The following is a 19,610-nucleotide window of genomic DNA, read 5'->3' on the forward strand; positions in this document are numbered from 1 at the left end:
GCGCCGAGCTTATATCGGCCCCCGGGGCAGAAGTTTGCACTTGCCGTGCAGTTGTGTCTAGCGTCAGGGGCATGGGTGCTTCGTGGACGTTCGCCGTGGCTCGCGACGATCTTGACAGGACCACCGTCGTGGACGGTGGGACGCCGGACCTCGCCGGCGGGGAGGTGCTGCTGCGGGTGGACCGGGTCGGGCTGACCGCCAACAACGTGACGTACGCGGTGCTCGGCGACGCCATGCGCTACTGGGAGTTCTTCCCGCCGGAGCCCCGCGGCCTCGGGTCGCGGTGGGGGCTGCCGCCGCTGTGGGGGTTCGCCGACGTGGTGGGATCCGCGACCCCCGGGATCGTGGAGGGGCAGCGGTTCTACGGCTACCTGCCGCCGGCCGGGCACCTGGTCGTGCGGCCGGACCGGGTGGACGAGCGCGGGTTCCGTGACGCGAGCGAGCATCGGGCCGGGCTGCCCTCGCCGTACAACTCCTACCGGGTCACCACCGGCGACCCGGCCTACCGGCCCGCCGACGAGGACCTGCTGATCCTGCTGCGGCCGCTGTTCTTCACCTCGTTCATGCTGGCCGACCAGGTCGCCGACAACGACTTCTACGGCGCGTCCGCGCTGCTGCTGTCGTCGGCCTCCAGCAAGACCGCGTACGCCGCCGCGTTCGAGCTGCGGTCCGGCGGCCCCCGGCTGATCGGGCTCACCTCGGCCGGCAACGTCGGGTTCACCCGCTCGCTCGGCTGCTACGACGAGGTGCTGTCCTACGACGACATCGGCGCCCTGGCCGGGGAGCCGACGGTCTACCTGGACCTGTCCGGCGCCCCCGCGGTCCGGGCCGGGCTGCGCGAGCACCTCGGCGACCGGCTCGTGCGGGACATCGCGGTCGGGCTGACCGGGCAGGTGCCGAACGCCGCCGCGGCCGGTGAGGTGTTCTTCGCCCCGGTCCAGATGCGCAAACGCGGCCAGGACTGGGGTCGTGCGGAGCTCGACCGCCGCTTCGCCGATTCCTGGCAACGGTTCTCACGGGACGTGGCCGGCCGGATCGACATCCGGGTGGCCGAGGGGCCGGAAGCGTTCCGGGCGGCGTGGCGCGAGGTGCTCGCCGGGCGCGTGCCCCCGAGCGTCGGACAGATCGTCCAGCTCTGACCCGGGGCCGGCCTCAGCCGCCCACCGCGAGGTAGACCAGCGTCCCCATCGCCGCGAGGAACACGATGATCAGTCCGATCACGATGAGCGTGGTGTTGCCGCCCTCGTCGTCCCCGGCCGGCATGTCGGTGTTTCGCACAGAGGTCTCCTGACCAGCGTTTGATCAACTGAGCCTTGATCAACTGGGCGGAGCGTAGCCACGCGCGGGCGGTCGCCACGAGAGCCCGTTCCGCACCGCGGAACGCGACCGGCGGCGGCTCGTGCTACGACGAGGGATGGTGGCGGGCCAGGACCCCGAGGATGAGGTGACCGGTCCGGTCCAGCTCGGCCCGCGGGTTGCGGCGGGCCGGGCCGAGCACGGCCACCGTGCCGGCGACCTTCCCGCGGACCCGGACGGGTACGGCGACGCCGGCCATCCCGGGCAGGAACTCGCCGGACTGGACCGCGTACCCACGGGCCCGGCTGGCCCGCACGTCGTCGGCGAGCCGGGCGGGGTCGACGATGGTGCGTGCCGTGCGGGGCGCGAGCCGCAGGTGGGGCAGGATCTCGTCGGCGCCCTCCGGGGGCAGGCCGGACAGCACCGCCTTGGCCATGCAGCCGCTGGTGATGGTCAGCCGGCGCCCGACCGGGGACGTGGCCGCCGCCGGGTGCACGGGACGGCGTTTGCCGACGATCAGCAGCGAGAGCGACGCCCAGTCCGCCTCGGCCACCAGCACGGTCTCACCGGTCGCACGGGAGAGCTCGTCGGCGGCCGCCCGGGTGCGGTGGGCGATCACCGAGGTCTCCGCGACCTGGCTGCCCAGCTCGAGCAGGCGGGTGCCCAGCTCGTACGCGCCGTCGGGGTCCTGGCGCAGGAAGCCGTGCTCGATCAGGGTCAGCGCGAGGCGGCGGGCACTGGGCTTGGGCAGACCGACCGCGTCGGCCAGCTCCGCGAGGCGCAGCCGTGGGTGCGTGGTGCTGAACGCGCTGAGGATCTCCAGGGCGCGGGAGACCGAGCGCACCCCGGGATCACGTGGGGTGGTCACCGGGTCCGGGCGACGCCGTGCGGATGCGCGACCGTGGTGTCGATCGGTGGGGTACCCGTCATCCGGCACATCCTAGGGGTAGGGGCCGGGAAAATGTGACCTCGCGGATTAACTCCAATGGGTAGCGGAAAAGCTACTCCGGGCGACGTGGCGCGGTAGTCTCCCTCCTCATTGTCCGATGGAGGATGGATATGCGCAGGCACTGGGACGCCGACCGGCAGACCACCGCGGGGATGCAGTTCCAGGGGGCCGCCGACCTGCTGCGCCTCGTGGCCGCGCTGACCCGGCGGCCCTGGCGGTACGGCGACGAGCGGCTGCTGCCCATCGTGCGGCTGGTGCGGTCCCCGGCGGTGCGGACCGGCCCGCTCGACGGCGCCGAGGACTGGCTGCGCGGCGGGCGCGGCATCCCGTACGCGCGGACCGGCACCCGCCGTGGCGCCGCCACCGTGGAGGACGTGCTCGACGTGGCGGTCACCGACCTGGCGGGCGACGGCGCCCGGGGTCGCCGGTTGCGGTTCCCGCACTACGGTCTCGCCCTCTGGCTGTCGCACCTGGAGCCGCTGCCGCAGGGCGTGGGGGACCGCGAGGAGGCCGAACTCGCCGGCCGGTTGCGCACCCATCTGCGCCAGCGGGTGGGCGGCAACGAGTTCGGTCAGGACCTGGCCGACGCGGTCGGGGACTTCCCCTGGTGGATCCGGGTGCCGGCCCGGTTCGCGCCCCGGCTCGGGCTGGCCCTGCTGCGGGCCTCGTGGCGCCCGCCGCGGTGGTTCGCCAAGCAGAAGATGGCCCGCGGCCGGGGTTTCTACAGCCTGGCGCGGGACCTGGCCCGCCCGGACTTCGCCGACACGCACCGCGACGAGCTCGACCTGCTGCTGACCGAGGCGTTCGTCGAGGACCTGCGCCGGTCGTACCGGCGCACCGGGCTGCTCGGTGCGGGCCGGCGCCGGACCCGGTACCCGGTGCTGCTGCTCGACGCCCGGGAGCCACCGGGGGAGCGCCTGCTGAATCTGCTCGCGACGATCCGGGCCGACGCGGTGGAGAGCCGGTCCGGTGGCCGTCCCCGGATCCGCCGGGACCCGCTGCTGGTGCTCACCGACGCGGCGGTCCCGGCCGGCACGGTTCCGGCGGCACCGGCGGACGCCCCGATGGCGTACCGGACGTGGCGCCGCAAGAACTGGGTCTTCGCCACGGACCGCTCACCGTTCCTCGATTTCCAGCTGCCGGCCGAGCTGGGCGGCCCGGGGGCCTGGAACGACCTCGGCCAGGTCGGTCTCCCGGCCCGGCGGACGCCGTGGATGTCGCTGGTCCTGCCGCTGCTGCTGATCGCCACGATGCTGACGCTGCCGATCCGCAACCACGACCGGTGCGAGCCGTTGTGGTGGCCGGGGACCGGGCAGACACTGCAGCGCGAGTCGCTCGGTGACAAGGGCAGCCAGTGCGTCGGACTGGCCGGGGACCGGTTCCGGTTCTTCGGCGACGAGGTGAGCGGCGAGCCCGGCACCGCGGCCGGACTGCGCGCGGTCGCGGCCACCATCGAGGACACCAACGCCGAGGTCATGGCCGATCCCGATGTGGTCACCGTGGTCTACCTGGGCGCTTTCACCGGGGACAACGGCAGCTCGTACGCCTCGGTGCTGGCCGAGCTGCGCGGGCTCGCGCTCCAGCAGCTCGAGGCCCGCGGCGACAACGTCCCGATCCGGATCCTGCTCGCCAACGCGGGCGGCCTGATGGCGCACGGCGGGCGCGCCGCCGAGCTGATCGCCGCGGCCAAGGACCGGCTGGGCATCGTGGCCGTCACCGGGCTCGGCGTCAGCAAGGAGGGGGTCCGGGCCGCGATCCGAACCCTCGACGGGGCCGGGATCCCGACGCTGGGCACGCTGCTGTCGTCCGACGACCTGACCCGTACGGCGTTGTCGTACCACCAGGTGGGGCCGGCCAACCTGCGGGAGGCGGCGGTGGCGGCCTACTACGCCCGGAGCCGGAAGAAGGCGACGGCGGCCGACATCTACTACTCCGGGGATCCCGACGACCTGTACAGCGGGAACCTCGCCCAGAACGTACGGACCCAGTTCGAGCACGTGGGCATCGAGGTGCGCGGGTACCGGGCGTACCGCACGCCGGGCGCCCCGGGCGGTGACCCGCTGAGTGTCCTGGCCCGGCAGGCGTGCTCGGCCCGGCGCGGGCATCTGATCTTCTTCGCGGGCCGGCCGGGCGAGTTCCGGCAGTTCCTGCGCGATCTGACGGTCTCCTGCCCGGGCGACTACCCGGAGCTGCTGGCCGGCGACGCCATCGCCAGCGCGGTGTCCTCCGGGCAGCTGGGCACCATCGCGAACCTGCCGCTGGACTACCTCACCCAGGCGAGCAGCCTCGCCTGGCCGTTCGCCTGCGCCGACCTGTCGCGGGAGGTGGTGTTCTTCACGGCGTACCAGGCGGCCGGGTACGGCGACATCTGCGGCAACGACGGCGCCAGCCGGGCCATGTTCGGGTGGGACTCGCTGGTGACGATCCGGGAGGCGATCGCCCGCGGCCAGCGGTACGGCACCACGCGGGTGACCCGGGGCACCGTCGCCCAGGGACTGGCGATGATCACCGGGAGCAGCCCGCTGGAGGGGGCCACCGGCACCATCTCGTTCGGGCCGGGCTCCCCGGTGCCGGTCGACAAGGCGATGCTGGTGATGGGTCTGGACCGGGCCGGCAAGCCGGTGTTCCGGATGCTGTGCGGGCAGATCTCGCGCGCCCGGCGCCCGGATCCGGGATGTCCGAGCGACACCGACCTGCGCTGATCAGCGGCGGTCGACGACGCGGCGCATCTTGCCGAGGGAGCGCTCGACGCCGTCCGGCTCGATGACGTCGACCGTGACGGTGACCCCGATGGTGTTCTTGACCATCGTGGCGAGGTCCCGGCCCGCGGCGAAACCGTCCGGCGGTGCGGTGCCGGGGCGGCGTTCCACCGTGACGGTCAGCTCGTCGAGGCGCCCGGTGCGGGTCAGGACACATTGGAAGTGCGGGGCCAGGGACGGCGTACGCAGGATCAGCTCCTCGATCTGGGTGGGGAAGAGGTTGACGCCGCGCAGGATGATCATGTCGTCGGTGCGCCCGGTGATCTTCTCGATCCGGCGCATCGGCCGGGCGGTGCCGGGCAGCAGCCGGGTCAGGTCGCGGGTGCGGTACCGCACGACCGGCATGGCCTCCTTGGTCAGCGACGTCAGGACCAGCTCGCCCGGCGTGCCGTCGGGCAGCACCGCGCCGGTGAGCGGGTCGATGATCTCCGGGTAGAAGTGGTCCTCCCAGACGTGCAGGCCGTCCTTGGTGTCCACGCACTCGACCGCCACGCCGGGGCCCATCACCTCGGACAGGCCGTAGATGTCGACGGCGTGCAGGTCGAGCTGGTCCTCGATCTCGGCGCGCAGGTCCTCGGTCCACGGTTCGGCGCCGAACACGCCGACCCGCAGTGACGTGCCGCGCGGGTCGACGCCCTGCCGGCGCATCTCGTCCACGATCGCGAGCATGTAGCTGGGCGTGACCATGATGACGTCGGGGGCCAGATCGGTGATGAGCATGACCTGACGTTCCGTCATGCCGCCGGACACCGGGATGACCGTGCAGCCCAGTTCCTCGGCGCCGTAGTGGGCGCCGAGGCCACCGGTGAACAGGCCGTACCCGTACGCGACGTGGACCCGGTCGCCGGCCCGGCCCCCGGCGGCGCGCAGCGAGCGGGCCATCAGCCGGGCCCAGGTGCGCACGTCCGAGCGGGTGTAGCCGACCACGGTGGGCCGCCCGGTGGTGCCGGAGGAGGCGTGCAGGCGGGAGATCTCGGCCCGCGGGACCGCGAACATGCCGTACGGGTAGTTGTCGCGCAGCATGGCCTTGTCGGTGAGCGGGAAGCGGGCCAGATCGGACAGCGACCGCAGGTCGCCGGGGTGCACGCCGTGCTCGTCGAAACGGGTCCGGTACGCCGGCACCCGCGCGTACGCGTGCGACAGCGACCAGCGCAGCCGGGAGAGTTGCAGCTCGCGCAGTTCGGGGACGGAGGCCCGTTCGACGGGGTCGAGCGCGTCCCGCCGGGGGGTGCGATCCTGCATGATCAACTCCTAGAGGTGGCGGGTCCGCAATCCGTCGAAGGCCAGGGCGGTCACGGTGCAGGCGAGCGTGCCGGCGTTGCCGCGCCCGGGGCTGTACCACTCGACCAGCGAGTTGACCATGCCGAACAGCAGCCGGGCGGCGGTCGCGGGATCCACGTCGGGCCGCACCGAGCCCTCCGCCTGGGCCGCCTTCACCAGCGCGGTCACGTCGTGGTCGAAGGCGCGCCGCCGGGCCAGGGCGGCCAGCTCGACGTCACTGTTGCCGCGCACGCGCAGCAGCAGCGTGACGTACGGCAGCCGGGAGGTCAGCACGAGCACGCTGAGCCGGATCAGCGTCTCGAGGCGTTCCAGCGCGGTCGCGTCGGGCAGCCCGCGCACCTGGGTCATCGCGTCGTCCAGCCCGTCGAGGGCGTGGTCGATCGCCATCCGCAGCAGGTCCTGCTTGCCACGCACGTGGTGGTAGACGCTCGACTTGGTGATCCCCAGACCGCGGGCCACGTCGTCCATGCTGGTCGCGTCGTAGCCCCGCTCGTTGAACAGCGCGACCGCCGCGGCCAGCACCGCGTCGAGGTCATGACCGGGCCGGCCACGTCTCTGCCGGTCGTGCGGAGGAAGTGCCATCTGTGCCTCAGGTCTTGATTAACCGACCGAACGGACGGTAAATAGGTACACAGCCAATCGCAAAGGAGCGCTGGTGACAAGCCCCACCGAGTTCTACGAGCGGCACCGCGACCTGCTGGACCGCGCGATCGAGGCCGCGGCCGCGCGGGACTACTGGTCCGCGTACCCCGAGTCACCCAGCAAGTCCGTGTACGGCGAGCAGGCCGCGCCCGACGGCGAGGCCGCGTTCCGGGCGCTGCTCGGGGCAGAGTTCCCGATCGAGGTGCCCGGTGCCACCACGACCGTGTCGACCGAGCTCGACGCGGACGTCGCCTATCCGAAAGGTGACCCGGACGACCTGATCGCGGCAGCGCGCGCGGCGACCCCGGGGTGGCGTGCCGCCGGGCCGCACGGACGCGCCGGGGTGGCCGCCGAGATCCTGGCCCGGCTGAACGCGCGGATCTTCGAGCTCGCGCACGCCGTGCAGGTGACGACCGGGCAGGCGTTCGTCATGGCGTTCCAGGCCGGTGGCGCGCACGCGCAGGACCGGGGACTGGAAGCCGTCGCGGTCGCGCTGGCCGAGTCGACCCGGATCCCGGCGGTCGCGCACTGGTCGAAACCGCAGCGTGGCGGCGATCCGCTACGGCTGGAGAAGACCAGCACGGTGGTCGGCCGCGGCGTCGCGCTGGTGATCGGCTGCACCACGTTCCCCACCTGGAACAGCTATCCGGGCCTGTTCGCGAGCCTGGTCACCGGCAACCCGGTGATCGTCAAGCCACACCCCGGCGCGGTGCTGCCGCTCGCGATCACCGTGCAGGTCTGCCGCGAGGTGCTCACCGAGGCCGGCCTCGACCCGAACGTGGTGACGCTCGCCGTCGAGCAGCGCGGCGAGGGCATCGCCGCCACCCTGGCCACCCATCCCGACGTACGGATCGTCGACTTCACCGGGTCCAGCGAGTTCGGCGACTGGCTGGAGGCCAACGCCCGCCAGGCGGTCGTGTACACCGAGAAGGCCGGCCTGAACACGGTCATCCTCGACTCCACCGCCGACTACCAGGGCATGCTGCGCAACCTCGCGTTCTCCCTGTCGCTGTACAGCGGGCAGATGTGCACCACCCCGCAGAACCTGCTGATCGCACCGGCCGGCATCGACACCGACGCCGGGCACAAGAGCCCCGCCGAGTTCGGCGCCGACCTGAGCGCCGCGCTCGACAAGCTGCTCAGCGACCCGCAGCGGGCGGCCGGCACGCTCGGCGCCATCGTCAACGACGACGTGCGGGCCCGGCTGGCCGAGGCCGGCACGCTGCCCGGCGTGCTGCACGCCACCACCCCGGTGGTCGTGCGCCTCGACCCCTCCGACGAGAAGACCTACACCCGCGAGTGGTTCGGGCCGGTCTCGTTCGTCATCACCACGCCCACGCCGCTCGAGCTGTTCACCCGGACGGTCCGGCAGCACGGCGCGCTCACCGCGCTCGTGCACTCCACCTCGGAGACCTTCCTCGACCAGGCCCGGGAAGCGGCCCTCGACGCCGGGGTCCACCTCTCGGAGAACCTCACCGGCGGCGTGTTCGTCAACCAGACCTCGGCGTTCAGCGACCTGCACGGTACGGGCGCCAACCCGGCCGCCACCGCCTCGCTCAGCGACGCCGCGTTCGTCACCGGGCGCTACTACACGCTGCAGTCACGCCGATGAGCGCCTTCGAGGACACCATCGCGCGTGACCAGCGCATCGAGCCCGGCGACGACATGCCGGAGGCCTACCGCCGGACGATGATCCGGCAGATCGCCCAGCACGCGCACTCGGAGATCATCGGGATGCAGCCGGAGGGGGACTGGATCACCCGGGCGCCCTCGCTGCGGCGCAAGGCGATCCTGCTCGCCAAGGTCCAGGACGAGGCCGGCCACGGGTTGTACCTGTACTCGGCCGCCGAGACGCTCGGGGCGGACCGCGGCGACCTCACCCGCCGGCTCATCGAGGGCCGGCAGAAGTACTCGTCGATCTTCAACTACCCGACGCTGACGTTCGCCGACGTGGGCGTGATCGGCTGGCTCGTCGACGGCGCCGCGATCTGCAACCAGGTGCCGCTGTGCCGAAGCTCCTACGGCCCGTACGGCCGGGCGATGATCCGCATCTGCAAGGAGGAGTCGTTCCACCAGCGGCAGGGATACGAGCTGCTGATGACCATGATGGGCGGCACCGGGCGGCAGCGCGAGATGGTGCAGGACGCGGTGAACCGCTGGTGGTGGCCGTCGCTGATGATGTTCGGCCCGCCCGACGACCGCTCGCCCAACTCCGCGCAGTCGATGGCCTGGAAGATCAAACGGCACACCAACGACGAGCTGCGCCAGCGCTTCGTCGACATGAGCGTGCCGCAGGCCGCCGCGCTCGGCGTCACCCTGCCCGATCCGGCCCTCCGCTGGAATCCGGACCGCGACCACCACGATTTCGGCGAGCCGGACTGGGACGAGCTCACCCGGATCATCTCCGGCGACGGCCCCTGCAACGCCGAACGCGTCGCCCGCCGCCGCCAGGCCGACGAGGACGGTGCCTGGGTGCGCGAGGCCGCCGCCGCACATGCCGCTCGCGCTCTCACCGGGGAAAGGCGGCACCCATGAACCACGAATGGCCGCTGTACGAGGTGTTCGTGCGCGCCAAGCGCGGCCTCAACCACGTGCACGTCGGCTCGCTGCGGGCCGCCGACGACGAGATGGCCGTGCACCACGCCCGGGATCTGTACACCCGTCGCAACGAGGGCGTGAGCATCTGGGTGGTGCGCTCCGCGGACGTGGTCGCGTCCAGCCCGGACGACAAGGAGGCGTTCTTCGAACCGAGCGCCGACAAGGCGTACCGGCACCCCACGTACTACTCCATACCCGGCTCCGTACCGCACATCTGAGGCGACGATGGACGATCCTGACGAGGACACCCGGTGGGCATACGGCACCGGCTTCACCGACCCGTTCGACGGGCTGGACACCACGGTGCCGCCCGGGACGGACCGGGCCGACCTGGCCGCCTACTGCCTGATGCTGGGCGACGACGCGCTGATCCTGTCCCACCGGCTGCAGCAGTGGGTGACCCGCGCCCCCGAGATCGAGGACGAGCTGGCCATCGCCAACATCGCGCTCGACCTGCTCGGCCAGGCCCGCCTGCTGCTCACCCGGGCCGCGGCGGTCGAGGACGCCGGCCGCGACGAGGACCAGCTCGCCTACCTGCGCGACGAGGGCGACTTCCGCAACGTACGGCTGGTGGAGCGGGCCGACCCGGACTTCGCCCACCTCGTGGCGCGGCTGCTGGCCCTGTCGTCCTGGCGGCTCGCCGTCCTGGAACGCCTCACCCGCTGCGGCGACCCGGTGCTCGCCGCGATCGCCGCCAAGGGGGTCAAGGAGGTCACCTACCACCGGGAGTACGCGGCCCAGTGGGTGGTCCGCCTCGGCGACGGCACGGACCTCTCCGGGGCCCGCATGCAGGACGCGGTGGAGGCGATCGCGGCGGGCGACCTGTTCACCCCGCACGAGATCGAACTCCGCCTGGCCGCCACCGGACACGGCGTCGACCCGGCGACCGTGCGGCCCGAGGTCGAATCGGTCTGGGCGCGGGTGCTCGACGCGGCCGGCCTGAAAGCCACCGCCTGGGGCCCCGGCGAACCCCGCGGGCGGCACACCCCGGCGATGCGCGAGATCCTCACCGAGCTGCAGGGCGTCGCCCGCGACACCCCGGGAGGCACCTGGTGACCGCCGCCGCGGTGGCCGCCCTGGTCACCGACCCGGAGCTGCCCATGCTCACCCTGGCCGACCTGGGCATCCTGCGGTCGGTCGAGGAGCTCGCGGACCGGGTCGTCGTCACGATCACGCCGACCTACTCCGGCTGCCCGGCGCTGCGGACCATGCGCGACGACCTCGCCGGGGCGCTGCGGGCGGCCGGCCACCCCCGGGTCGAGGTGCGGACCGTGCTGAGCCCGGCCTGGACCACCGACTGGATCACCCCGGCCGGTCGCGACAAGCTCGCCGCCGCCGGGATCTCCCCGCCCGGTCCCGCTCCGCACCGGACCGCGGGGCCCGTTCCGCTGACCCTGTTCCCGGTACGCCCACCGGTGCCCTGTCCCCGCTGCCGGCACGGGGACACCGAGGAGATCACCGCGTTCGGTGCCACCGCCTGCCGGTCCCTGCGCCGCTGCCCGGCCTGCCGGGAACCGTTCGAGCACGTCAAGGAGATCTGAGTGGCGTTCCACCCGCTGCGGGTCGCGGCCGTCGAGCAGCTGTGCGCCGACGCCGTCGCGGTGACCTTCGACGTCCCCGCCGACCTGGCCGCGACGTTCGCGTTCCGGCCCGGGCAGTCGCTGACCGTGCGGCGCGACGACGAACGGCGTACCTATTCGATCTGCGCCCCGGCCGGGTCCCGGCCCCGGATCGGCGTCCGCGAGGTCCCCGGCGGACAGGTGTCGTCGTGGCTGGTGCACAAGGTCCGCCCCGGTGACACCGTCCAGGTGGCCCCGCCCAGCGGCACCTTCACGCCCGACCTCACCGGCGCCGCCCGGCACGTGCTGATCGCCGCCGGCTCCGGGATAACCCCGGTGCTGTCGATCGCGGCGTCACTGCTGCGGGTCCCCGGCACCCAGATCACCATCCTGTACGGCAACCGGCGCGCCAGCACGGTCATGTTCGCCGAGGACCTCGCCGACCTCAAGGACACGTACCCGGACCGGCTGGAGCTCGTGCATCTACTGTCCCGGGAGGCCCGCGAGGCCGACCTGCTGACCGGGCGGCTCGACGCGGAGAAACTGCGCACCCTGGTCCCGCTGCTGATCGACATCCCCGGCGTGGACCACTGGTGGCTGTGCGGCCCGTTCGGCATGGTCACCGACGCCACCGCGGTGCTGGCCGGCTGGCAGGTGCCGCCCGCCCGGATCCACCGCGAACTGTTCTGGGTGGACGAGGCCCCGCCCGAACCGGTCCGGACCATCGAGCCCGCCGGTCCCGGCAGCGCGGTGACGGTGCAGCTCGACGGGCGTACGACAGCATTGGTGGTGCCGGCCGGGCAGACCGTCCTCGAAGGCGCCCAGCGCACCCGCCCGGACCTCCCGTTCGCGTGCAAGGGCGGCGTCTGCGGCACCTGCCGGGCCCGGGTCGTGGAGGGTGAGGTGCGCATGCGGCGCAACTTCGCCCTCGACCCCGCGGAGCTGGCGGCCGGCTACGTCCTGACATGCCAGGCCGTCCCGATCTCACCGAAAGTGATCGTGGACTTCGACAGCTGACCCGGCCCCGCTACGGAGTCGATCGCGTCCGGGATCAAACCAGCACGAAGCTGTGAGGAAAAAAGCAGCACACGTCCGTCCCAGGCCCTTCTTGCGTACCAAGTGCATGAAGTTGTCGGCCAGTTTTTGGCCCACTCGGCCATCGAAGGGATGACGGCATGCGGTTACGCAAAGTACTCACCATCGCGGCGGCAGGAGCAGTCGGCGCGGCCGGCCTCGTGGTGGCCCCGCTGACGTTCGCGGCGCAGGCCCCGGCGAACGCCTGCCCGGACGTCGAGGTGATCGGAGCCCGGGGCACCACCGAACGACCGGGGCTGGGCATCCTGCTCACGCCGCTGGCGCAGCAGCTCACCCGGGAGCTGCCGCAGACCGTGAAGACGACAGCGGTCGACTACCCCGCGAACTTCAACTACCAGGCCAGCGTCCGGCAGGGCGTGACAGCCCTGGCCGGCAACGTGCAACGAACGGCGGCAGCCTGCGCCGGCACCCGTTTTGTTCTGATGGGCTACTCCCAGGGAGCCAACGTGGTCGGCGACGCCCTCGTGGGCCGCTCGGTAGCCGGCCGGGCCACCGGTCAGGCCGCCATCCCGGCCGCCCTGGGTGACAAGGTGGCAGCGGTCATCCTGTTCGGCGACCCGACCTTCACCGCCGGCGAGGACTTCAACGTCACCAACGGCACCCAGTCGGGCATCTTCGCCCGCGGAGCAGGCCGCCTGGACACCTTCCAGGACCGGACCCGGTCCTTCTGCAACCGCAACGACCAGTTCTGCCAGGGCGGAACCAGCCTCGCAGCCCACCTCGACTACGCCAAATTCGCCGACGACGCCACCGAGTTCATCCAGGGCCAGCTGAACTGACCCCCGCAACCTGACCCGAACCCGGAGGCGGCACCGCGGGGGTCCGACGGTGCCGCCTCCGGCAGGCCACGCCCCTCGCCCCGCACTACCGCGTCGCGAGCTCATCCGGCTCTGGCTCGTGACAGCCTCGTCGAGCTGAGTCCGGGCCGGGTCGCGCGTGACTCAGGTGCCGGCTCAGCGGGCGAACCCGTGGTCGAACGCGCCCCTCCATCGCAGCTCGGCCCGGCGTCGCTGAGTCGATAGCATTTCAGGTCGAGAATTCCGAGTCGGTGGATTTAATAAATGCCGTACGGGTCGATCGAAAGGCTACTCCTGGGCGTCGTCGAAACGACTTTTAGGCTGAACATATTAATGTCGGAAAAAGTTGATATCCCTGGGTCAGGTGGCGACTGAATCCCAGCTGGGAGAGCGCCTGGGAGAAGTAACTTTAGTTTAGCCAGTTGGCCAGCTGATCGGGCTGGACGGTCGCCGGTTCGCTGCAGGACAATTGGTCCATGCGGCAGCTCCAGATGTTCACCACCGTAGAACTGGCGAAAATGCGCGACCGCACCAAGCGTCGCAACTATTCAGCCGCGGCTGATGAATTCCGGAGTGAGCACGAGCGTCATCGTGCGTGGGGATTGCGGCAGCGTCACGCGGCGAAGATGCGTCGCTCGGGCGTGAGCCCCGATGACTTCCGGGCGGCTGCAGCGGCCGCACTCGAGGGAAAAGCCCGGGAGGTCGCTCCGCCGCCAGCCACCGAGCAAGCATCACACCGGGTTCCCCGGCGAATGTCGGCCGGTTCTCCGTCTCCGTCGGGCGTGGAGGAGGTCCCGCCCGAAGCGCGGGTTGAGGCCGGCCCGGAGAATGCGGTGGAGGAAGCGACCTGGTCGCGGGTTCCGGCCGGGGCGGGAGATTCGGCGGAGGTTACGGCTGGAGTGCCGGTCGCTGCACAGGTCGGGAGCGGAGTGCCGGTCCCGACCGAGGTGCCTGTTGTGGCTGAGGGCCAACCTTCGTCCACGGTGCCGGTTTCCTCAACGGCCAAGGGAGGAGCGTCTGCCGCGACTCCTGCTCCCTGGTCGCGATTCCGAACTACAGCCCAGGCCGAGGTTCAGGTCTCGTCCACGGCGGCGGTCCCCGTCGAGGTGCCGGTCGCGGTGTCTGGGCTGCCCGGGATGCCGCTCGTGGACGGGGCGCGGGATGTCGCGCCGGCGGGTCGGCGAGCGGTTCGGCGGGGCAGGCCGGTTCGGGCGGGTGGGATATCGGGGCGGGCCCGCAGCCGGGCTGGGCCGGGTCCACCTGGTCCGTCGGGCCGGGTCGGGTCCACCGGGTCCGTCGGGCCGGGCGAGCCGGGCAAGCAGGCTGGGCTGTGGGCTGTGGGCTGTGGGCTGTGGGCTGTGGGCTGTGGGCTGTGGGCTGTGGGTCGGGTGGGGTCGGTCCGTCGGGCCGGGAGAGCTGGGCAAGCAGGCCGGGCCGGGCTGGGCCGGGTATGTCGGGGTGGGGAGGGCCGGGCAGGCCGGCTGGACTGTGGGCTGGATCAAGCGGGCGGGGCCGGGCGGGGTCGGGTGGGCCGGGCTGGGGCGGGCCGGGTGGGCGAACCGCTCACGAGGGGGCTCGGGGTGCCGATGGGGTGCGGCATGGAGCGGGCTGGGATCGACGACCACACCGCGGAGTACTGGGCTCGGCAGATTCGGCTGGGGTCGGGGCTGGCGGCTGGGGTTTCGGTGCTGGCCGCGGTCCGGGTGGGGGTGGACTGGGCGGCTGGGCTGCGGTGGTGGGTGGTGCCGGCTCTGGTCACCGCCGCTCTGGTGCAGCTCGGGGCTTTGGCGTTGCCGTGGCGGCGGTATGTGCGCAGCCTGGTGGTGCGTAAGTGGTTGGTGCTGTGGTGGGCGGCCGAGCTTCCTGTGCTGTGGCTTTTCGCGGCTCAGGACGCTCAGGGGGTCACCGCCTACCTTCCCTGCGTCGCTTTGTTGCTCGTCACGTCGGCCGCGCTGTATCCGCCCCGGGTGGTGATCGGGATCGGGGCCGCGTCCGTCGCCGGGTTCCTGATGTTGCTGCCCGCGCGGAACGGGGGGAGTGTCGTCTCGGTCTTCACGTTGACCGCTATCACCGCCAGCGTCATCGCGGTCTGTGCTGTCGGGGCGCAGAGCCGGCGGCGGCTCGATGCCCGGCGGCGGTCGGCCGAGTATCGGACCGAGCGGTTGCTGGAGGCTTCGTCCGATGCGGTCTTCGCTATCGACGCCGGTTATCGGGTGCGGTATGTGAGCCGGTCGGTGCGGGGGATCCTGGGGCGGGCGCCGGAGGAGATCACCGGGGAGCTGCTCGGGGTTCTCGTCCACCCGGAGGACCGGGCTCTGGCCAAGAGCTGGCTGGATGCCCTGCTCGCCTCGGCGGAGGGGCACACCGACCGGTGCGAGATGCGGATGCGGGGGGCCGACGGGGCCTGGGTCTACCTGGACGTGATCGGGACCAACCGGGTGGGGGACCCGGACCTTCGCTCGGCCGTGGTCAGCCTCCGGGACATGGGGGGCCGGCGGGCGCTCGAGGAGCAGCTCAGCCGGCAGGCGTTCACCGACTCGCTCACCGGGTTGCCGAACCGGGCGTTGTTCCGGGACCGGCTGGGGCAGGCGGTCGGCCGGATCAACGGTACGCAGATCGGGGTGCTGCTGCTCGACCTGGACGACTTCAAGCTGGTCAACGACGAGCTGGGGCACAGTCTCGGCGACACGTTGCTGGCCACCGTCGCGACTCGGCTCGGCGCGGAGATGCGGCCCGGGGACACGCTGGCCCGGTTGGGTGGCGACGAGTTCGCGGTGCTGCTGGAGGACACCGACGAAGCGGCCGCGGTCGGGCTTGCCGAGCGGCTGCTGGTGGCCGTGCGGGAGCCGGTGCGGTTGGGCAGCCGGGAGGTGACCTGTTCGCTGAGCATCGGGATCGCCGGGGGGACCCGGGCCGCCGAGGAGTTGCTGCGCGACGCCGACCTGGCCATGTACGCGGCGAAACGGGGCGGCCGGAACGCGTACGCGGTGTTCGATCCGTCGATGGCACGGTCGGTGCTGGAGGAGGCGCAGCAGCGGGTCGACATGGAGCGGGGGCTGGGGGAGGAGCAGTTCGTCGTGCTGTACCAGCCGGTCGTCGACATCCGGACGCGGGCGGTCACCGGGGTCGAGGCGCTCGTGCGGTGGCAGCATCCCGGGCAGGGGCTGCTCAGTCCGTACCGATTCATCGCCGCGGCCGAGGCGAACGGCCTGATCGTCCCGCTCGGTCGCTGGGTGTTGCGGCACGCCTGCGAGCAGCTCGCGCGGTGGCGGGCGGAGATCCCGGCGGCGGCCGACCTGCGGATCAACGTGAACCTGTCGGCCCGGCAGTTCCAGTACGCGGGGCTGGTCGACGACGTCGCCGCGGCGTTGCGGGACGCCGGGCTGCCGGCCCGGAACCTGACCCTGGAGATCACCGAGTCGATGCTGATGCAGGACATCGGCACCGCCATCGAGACCCTGGAGGCGCTGCGGCGGCTGGGTGTGCGGCTGGCCATCGACGATTTCGGTACGGGCTACTCGTCGCTGAACTACCTGAAGCAGCTGCCCGTCGACATCATCAAGATCGACCGCTCGTTCGTGGAGCAGGTCGACACGTGTGCGGACAACCGGGCGCTGGTCGACGCCATGGTCGGGCTGGGGCGGGCATTGCGGATGCAGACGGTCGCCGAGGGCATCGAGACCGACGGGCAGTGGCGGATGCTCCAGCGGATCGGCTGTGACCTGGGCCAGGGCTACCTGTTCGGCCACCCCGGCACCCCGGCCGACGTCCGTGACCTGCTGGAGCGGCAGCGCGGCCTCCCGGCGGATCCCCGTGACCCGGCGGCGGGGGAGCCCCGCGAGCCGGTGGGGGAGCCGGAAGCCGCTCTGCGCGTACCGTCAGCTTGAGAGTCTGGCCAGGGCGAAGATCTGGCTTTCCGGCGGCCCGCCCGCCGGGGTGAAGTCGACCGTCTCGATGCTCTCGACGGTGAAACCGGCGTCGGTGAGCCGGGCCGCGAGCTGGTCCTGCGGGTATCCGGACACGGTGACCGGCACGCCGAGGAATTCCACCGGCAGGCTGTCGGCGTCCATGTTCACCATGCCGATGCCGAGGCGGCCGCCCGGTTCGAGCCAGCCGGCCGCGCGGCGCAGCGTCCGCTCGATGTCGGCGCGGCTGAGCATGAGCAGCGAGAAGAACGCGGTCACCGCACCGAACGGACCGTACGTGCCGGGGAGCTCACGCAGGTCGGCGTGCACGAACTCGGCGTCCGGGACCTGCTCGCGGGCGAGGCGCAGCATGCCCTCGGAGACGTCCACGCCGGTGACCTTGTGACCGGCCGCGGCGAAGATCTTCGCGGTGGGTACGCCGGTGCCGCAGCCCAGATCGAGCACCGGCGCGCCGGCCGGGATCGCGGCGGTGATCCGCTCGGTGAGTGCGGCCTGGAAGGGGTTGTGGCTGTGCTCGCCCTGGTACAGCTCGGCCAGCTGATCGAAGATCTCCATGCGCAGGCAACGTACCCGCACATCGATGGAAGAACCATGTCCCGTTAGGACTGTCTTTGGTACCCGGCCGCCTGTAGCGCGAACAGCTCCGCGTAGCGCCCGCCCGCGGCGACGAGCTCGTCGTGGGTGCCGGACTCGGCCAGCGCGCCGTCGTGCATCACGAAGATCATGTCGGCGTGGATGACGTTCGCCAGCCGGTGCGTGATGAGGATCGTGGTCCGTCGGCCCTGCCGGTCGCCGATCGCCTGGAAGAGCGCGTCCTCGGCCCGCGGGTCCAGGGCCGACGACGGCTCGTCCATGATCAGCAGGTCGGCGTCGCGGTACAGGCCGCGGGCGGCGGTGATCCGCTGCCACTGGCCGCCGGAGAGTTCCTCACCGTCCTTGAACGTGCGGTCCAGCAGCGTGCGGTAACCGTGCGACAGCGCCAGGATCGTGTCGTGGGCCGCGGCCCGGCCGGCCGCCGCCTCGATCCGGGACTGCTCCGGGGCCACCGACAGGTCACCCATCGCGATGTTCGTCGCCGCGGTGTACGGCCAGTGGTGATGATCCTGCAGCACCACGGCGATCCGGGAGCGCAGCGCGTCGCGGTCCCAGCCGGTCAGCGGCCGGCCGTTCCACTCGATCGTCCCGCTGGTCGGTTCGCGCAGGGAGGCGATCATCGCGGCGAGTGTCGACTTGCCGGAGCCGTTCTCGCCGACGAACGCCACGGTCTGCCCGGCCCGGATGGTCAATGACACGTCGTCGACCGCGAGGGTGTCCTTGTCCGGGTACCGCAACCGGACGCCGCGCACGCTCACCTGCTCCAGCGTGGGGGCGGCCGGCAACCCGGCCGGGCGCGGGGCCGGCACGTACGCGCGGGCCCGCTCGAGGAACCCCACGTACTCCTTGAAGAACTGCCCGTCGGTGTAGAGCCGGTCGAGCTGGAACGTCACCGTCGCGAGGGCGCGCTGCGCGGCCTGCACCGCCACGACACACGTCACCGCCGCGGACAGCGGGATCCGGCCGCCGGACAGCAGCAGGCCGAGCAGCACCCACACGCCGCCCAGGCCGAGGCCGCTGATCACCGCGCCGATGCTGGTCGTGGTCGTCACCCGGCGGGCCAGGGCCAGCTCCTCGGTGGTCTGCGCGCCCATCACCATGTCGTACTGGCCGAGCAGGAAACCCCGCAGGCCGTACGAGCGCAGCTCCGGCGCCGAGTCCCGTTCGGCCATCTGCCGTTGCAGCACCCACAGGCGCCGGCGCCGCACCGACCCGGCCAGGAACGTGGCGTAGCGCAGGTGCCCGGCGCGCAGGGCCGCGTACCCGTTGGGCAGCGTGGCGACCACCAGCGCGGCCAGCAGCAGGGGGTTGACGACCGCGACCGCGACGGCCACCGCGAGCAGTCCGACCAGGCCGGCGAACATGTTGGCGGTGTTCTGCACCAGCGCGATCGCGGCGTCGCTGCCCCGGGTCGCGCGTTCCATGTCATCGGCGAACGAGTCGGCGTCGAAAGCGGTCAGGTCCACCGCGGTCGTGGTCTCGAACAACCGGCGTTCGGCGGCCTGGTTCACCCGGGGCGCCAGGCCGTTCTGCGCGTAACCCACCGCGATCCCGAGCGCACCCCGGACCGCGGTGGTCGCGGCCAGCAGCGCCAGTGCCGGCAGGGCCGCCCGTACGCGATCCGGGGTCGGACCGCCGCTGAACAGCTCCACCAGGATCCGCTGGGCCGACAGCAGCCCGAACGTGGCCATCGCCCCGCCGCCGAGGGTGGCGACCGCGACGACGAGCGTGCGCACCCGGTCGGCCCGCCAGCTGACCGCGACCGCCTGCCCGACCAGCCCGGGCAACTCGGCGAAGACGCCGAACACCCCGGTCTCGGCGCGGCGCCGGACCCCGTGCTCCCACCAGGCGTTGCGCAATTCCGGCAGCACCGGTTCGGCCTGCCGGGGGATTCGGCTCTCTGGGGTGTCCACCCGCTCATCCGTACCGGTGCCGGCACCCCCTCCGCGACCGGCGCGCGCGACCAGTCCCCCGTTGGGGACGCTCACTCACCGCGGCGGCGCTCCCAGCACGAGGTCGATCGCGACGCGGACCTCTTCGAGCACAGCCACGGCGTCGAACGGTGGGCGCTTGATCCCGCCGCGGGCCGCCGGTTGTGGACGGTGTCGCTGGAC

General features: G+C 72.2%; 16 protein-coding genes. 10 read left to right on the forward strand and 6 right to left on the reverse strand.

What is annotated here, in order from left to right; translation table 11 throughout:
- The first annotated feature begins 71 nt into the window (after positions 1 to 71).
- Positions 72 to 1,139 carry a DUF2855 family protein gene (locus ACIA6A_RS37955; protein ID WP_396102919.1) on the forward strand — a complete coding sequence of 356 codons (1,068 nt, stop codon included), beginning with the start codon at positions 72 to 74 and terminating at the stop codon, positions 1,137 to 1,139.
- A gap of 13 nt (positions 1,140 to 1,152) precedes the next feature.
- Here the strand turns inward: ACIA6A_RS37955 and ACIA6A_RS37960 are convergent, their stop codons facing one another.
- Both ACIA6A_RS37960 and ACIA6A_RS37965 read right to left on the reverse strand, forming a co-directional pair.
- Positions 1,153 to 1,278 carry a hypothetical protein gene (locus ACIA6A_RS37960; RefSeq protein ID WP_396102920.1) on the reverse strand — a complete coding sequence of 42 codons (126 nt, stop codon included), beginning with the start codon at positions 1,276 to 1,278 and terminating at the stop codon, positions 1,153 to 1,155.
- 124 nt (positions 1,279 to 1,402) lie between these two features.
- Positions 1,403 to 2,164 carry an IclR family transcriptional regulator gene (locus ACIA6A_RS37965; protein ID WP_396102921.1) on the reverse strand — a complete coding sequence of 254 codons (762 nt, stop codon included), beginning with the start codon at positions 2,162 to 2,164 and terminating at the stop codon, positions 1,403 to 1,405.
- Positions 2,165 to 2,355: 191 nt separating this feature from the next.
- Between ACIA6A_RS37965 and ACIA6A_RS37970 the strand changes: the two genes are divergently transcribed.
- A complete protein-coding gene (locus ACIA6A_RS37970) occupies positions 2,356 to 4,947 on the forward strand; it encodes a hypothetical protein (protein WP_396102922.1) in 2,592 nt (863 codons plus the stop codon).
- On the opposite strand, the gene paaK is transcribed toward ACIA6A_RS37970, so the two are convergent.
- Together paaK and ACIA6A_RS37980 are read right to left on the reverse strand one after the other, a co-directional pair.
- Positions 4,948 to 6,246, reverse strand: a complete 1,299-nt coding sequence (gene paaK, locus ACIA6A_RS37975; protein ID WP_396102924.1) for a phenylacetate--CoA ligase PaaK — start codon at positions 6,244 to 6,246, stop codon at positions 4,948 to 4,950.
- Between the two features lie 9 nt (positions 6,247 to 6,255).
- Complete coding sequence (locus tag ACIA6A_RS37980) at positions 6,256 to 6,867, reverse strand: TetR/AcrR family transcriptional regulator (RefSeq protein ID WP_396102925.1); 612 nt, start codon at positions 6,865 to 6,867, stop codon at positions 6,256 to 6,258.
- Between the two features lie 70 nt (positions 6,868 to 6,937).
- Between ACIA6A_RS37980 and paaN the strand changes: the two genes are divergently transcribed.
- The 8 genes from paaN (at position 6,938) to ACIA6A_RS38020 (ending at position 16,863) form a co-directional block, all read left to right on the forward strand.
- Positions 6,938 to 8,539: a phenylacetic acid degradation protein PaaN gene (gene paaN, locus ACIA6A_RS37985; protein WP_396103117.1), complete on the forward strand. Its 1,602-nt coding sequence runs from the start codon at positions 6,938 to 6,940 to the stop codon at positions 8,537 to 8,539.
- Positions 8,536 to 9,462, forward strand: a complete 927-nt coding sequence (gene paaA, locus ACIA6A_RS37990; RefSeq protein WP_396102926.1) for a 1,2-phenylacetyl-CoA epoxidase subunit PaaA — start codon at positions 8,536 to 8,538, stop codon at positions 9,460 to 9,462. Before paaN ends, paaA begins: the two co-directional genes overlap by 4 nt.
- Positions 9,459 to 9,743, forward strand: coding sequence for a 1,2-phenylacetyl-CoA epoxidase subunit PaaB (gene paaB / locus ACIA6A_RS37995; protein WP_396102927.1), 285 nt, complete (start codon positions 9,459 to 9,461; stop codon positions 9,741 to 9,743). Before paaA ends, paaB begins: the two co-directional genes overlap by 4 nt.
- Positions 9,744 to 9,750: 7 nt before the next feature.
- The gene (gene paaC / locus ACIA6A_RS38000; protein ID WP_396102928.1) at positions 9,751 to 10,581 is read left to right on the forward strand and encodes a 1,2-phenylacetyl-CoA epoxidase subunit PaaC; all 831 of its coding nucleotides are present in this window, start codon (positions 9,751 to 9,753) and stop codon (positions 10,579 to 10,581) included.
- Entirely contained in the window at positions 10,575 to 11,066 is a 492-nt protein-coding gene (gene paaD / locus ACIA6A_RS38005) for a 1,2-phenylacetyl-CoA epoxidase subunit PaaD (protein ID WP_396103118.1), read from the forward strand. Before paaC ends, paaD begins: the two co-directional genes overlap by 7 nt.
- A complete protein-coding gene (gene paaE, locus ACIA6A_RS38010; RefSeq protein WP_396102930.1) occupies positions 11,067 to 12,101 on the forward strand; it encodes a 1,2-phenylacetyl-CoA epoxidase subunit PaaE in 1,035 nt (344 codons plus the stop codon).
- Between the two features lie 158 nt (positions 12,102 to 12,259).
- The gene (locus ACIA6A_RS38015; RefSeq protein ID WP_396102931.1) at positions 12,260 to 12,958 is read left to right on the forward strand and encodes a cutinase family protein; all 699 of its coding nucleotides are present in this window, start codon (positions 12,260 to 12,262) and stop codon (positions 12,956 to 12,958) included.
- Positions 12,959 to 14,574: 1,616 nt separating this feature from the next.
- A complete protein-coding gene (locus ACIA6A_RS38020; protein WP_396102932.1) occupies positions 14,575 to 16,863 on the forward strand; it encodes a putative bifunctional diguanylate cyclase/phosphodiesterase in 2,289 nt (762 codons plus the stop codon).
- Here the strand turns inward: ACIA6A_RS38020 and ACIA6A_RS38025 are convergent.
- Together ACIA6A_RS38025 and ACIA6A_RS38030 are read right to left on the reverse strand one after the other, a co-directional pair.
- Complete coding sequence (locus tag ACIA6A_RS38025; RefSeq protein ID WP_396102934.1) at positions 16,855 to 17,457, reverse strand: class I SAM-dependent DNA methyltransferase; 603 nt, start codon at positions 17,455 to 17,457, stop codon at positions 16,855 to 16,857. The genes ACIA6A_RS38020 and ACIA6A_RS38025 overlap by 9 nt on opposite strands.
- Before the next feature lie 44 nt (positions 17,458 to 17,501).
- Positions 17,502 to 19,409, reverse strand: a complete 1,908-nt coding sequence (locus tag ACIA6A_RS38030; RefSeq protein ID WP_396102935.1) for an ABC transporter ATP-binding protein — start codon at positions 19,407 to 19,409, stop codon at positions 17,502 to 17,504.
- Positions 19,410 to 19,610: the final 201 nt, after the last annotated feature.

It is taken from the genome of Actinoplanes sp. NPDC051494, from assembly GCF_044454705.1.
Classification (GTDB): domain Bacteria; phylum Actinomycetota; class Actinomycetes; order Mycobacteriales; family Micromonosporaceae; genus Actinoplanes.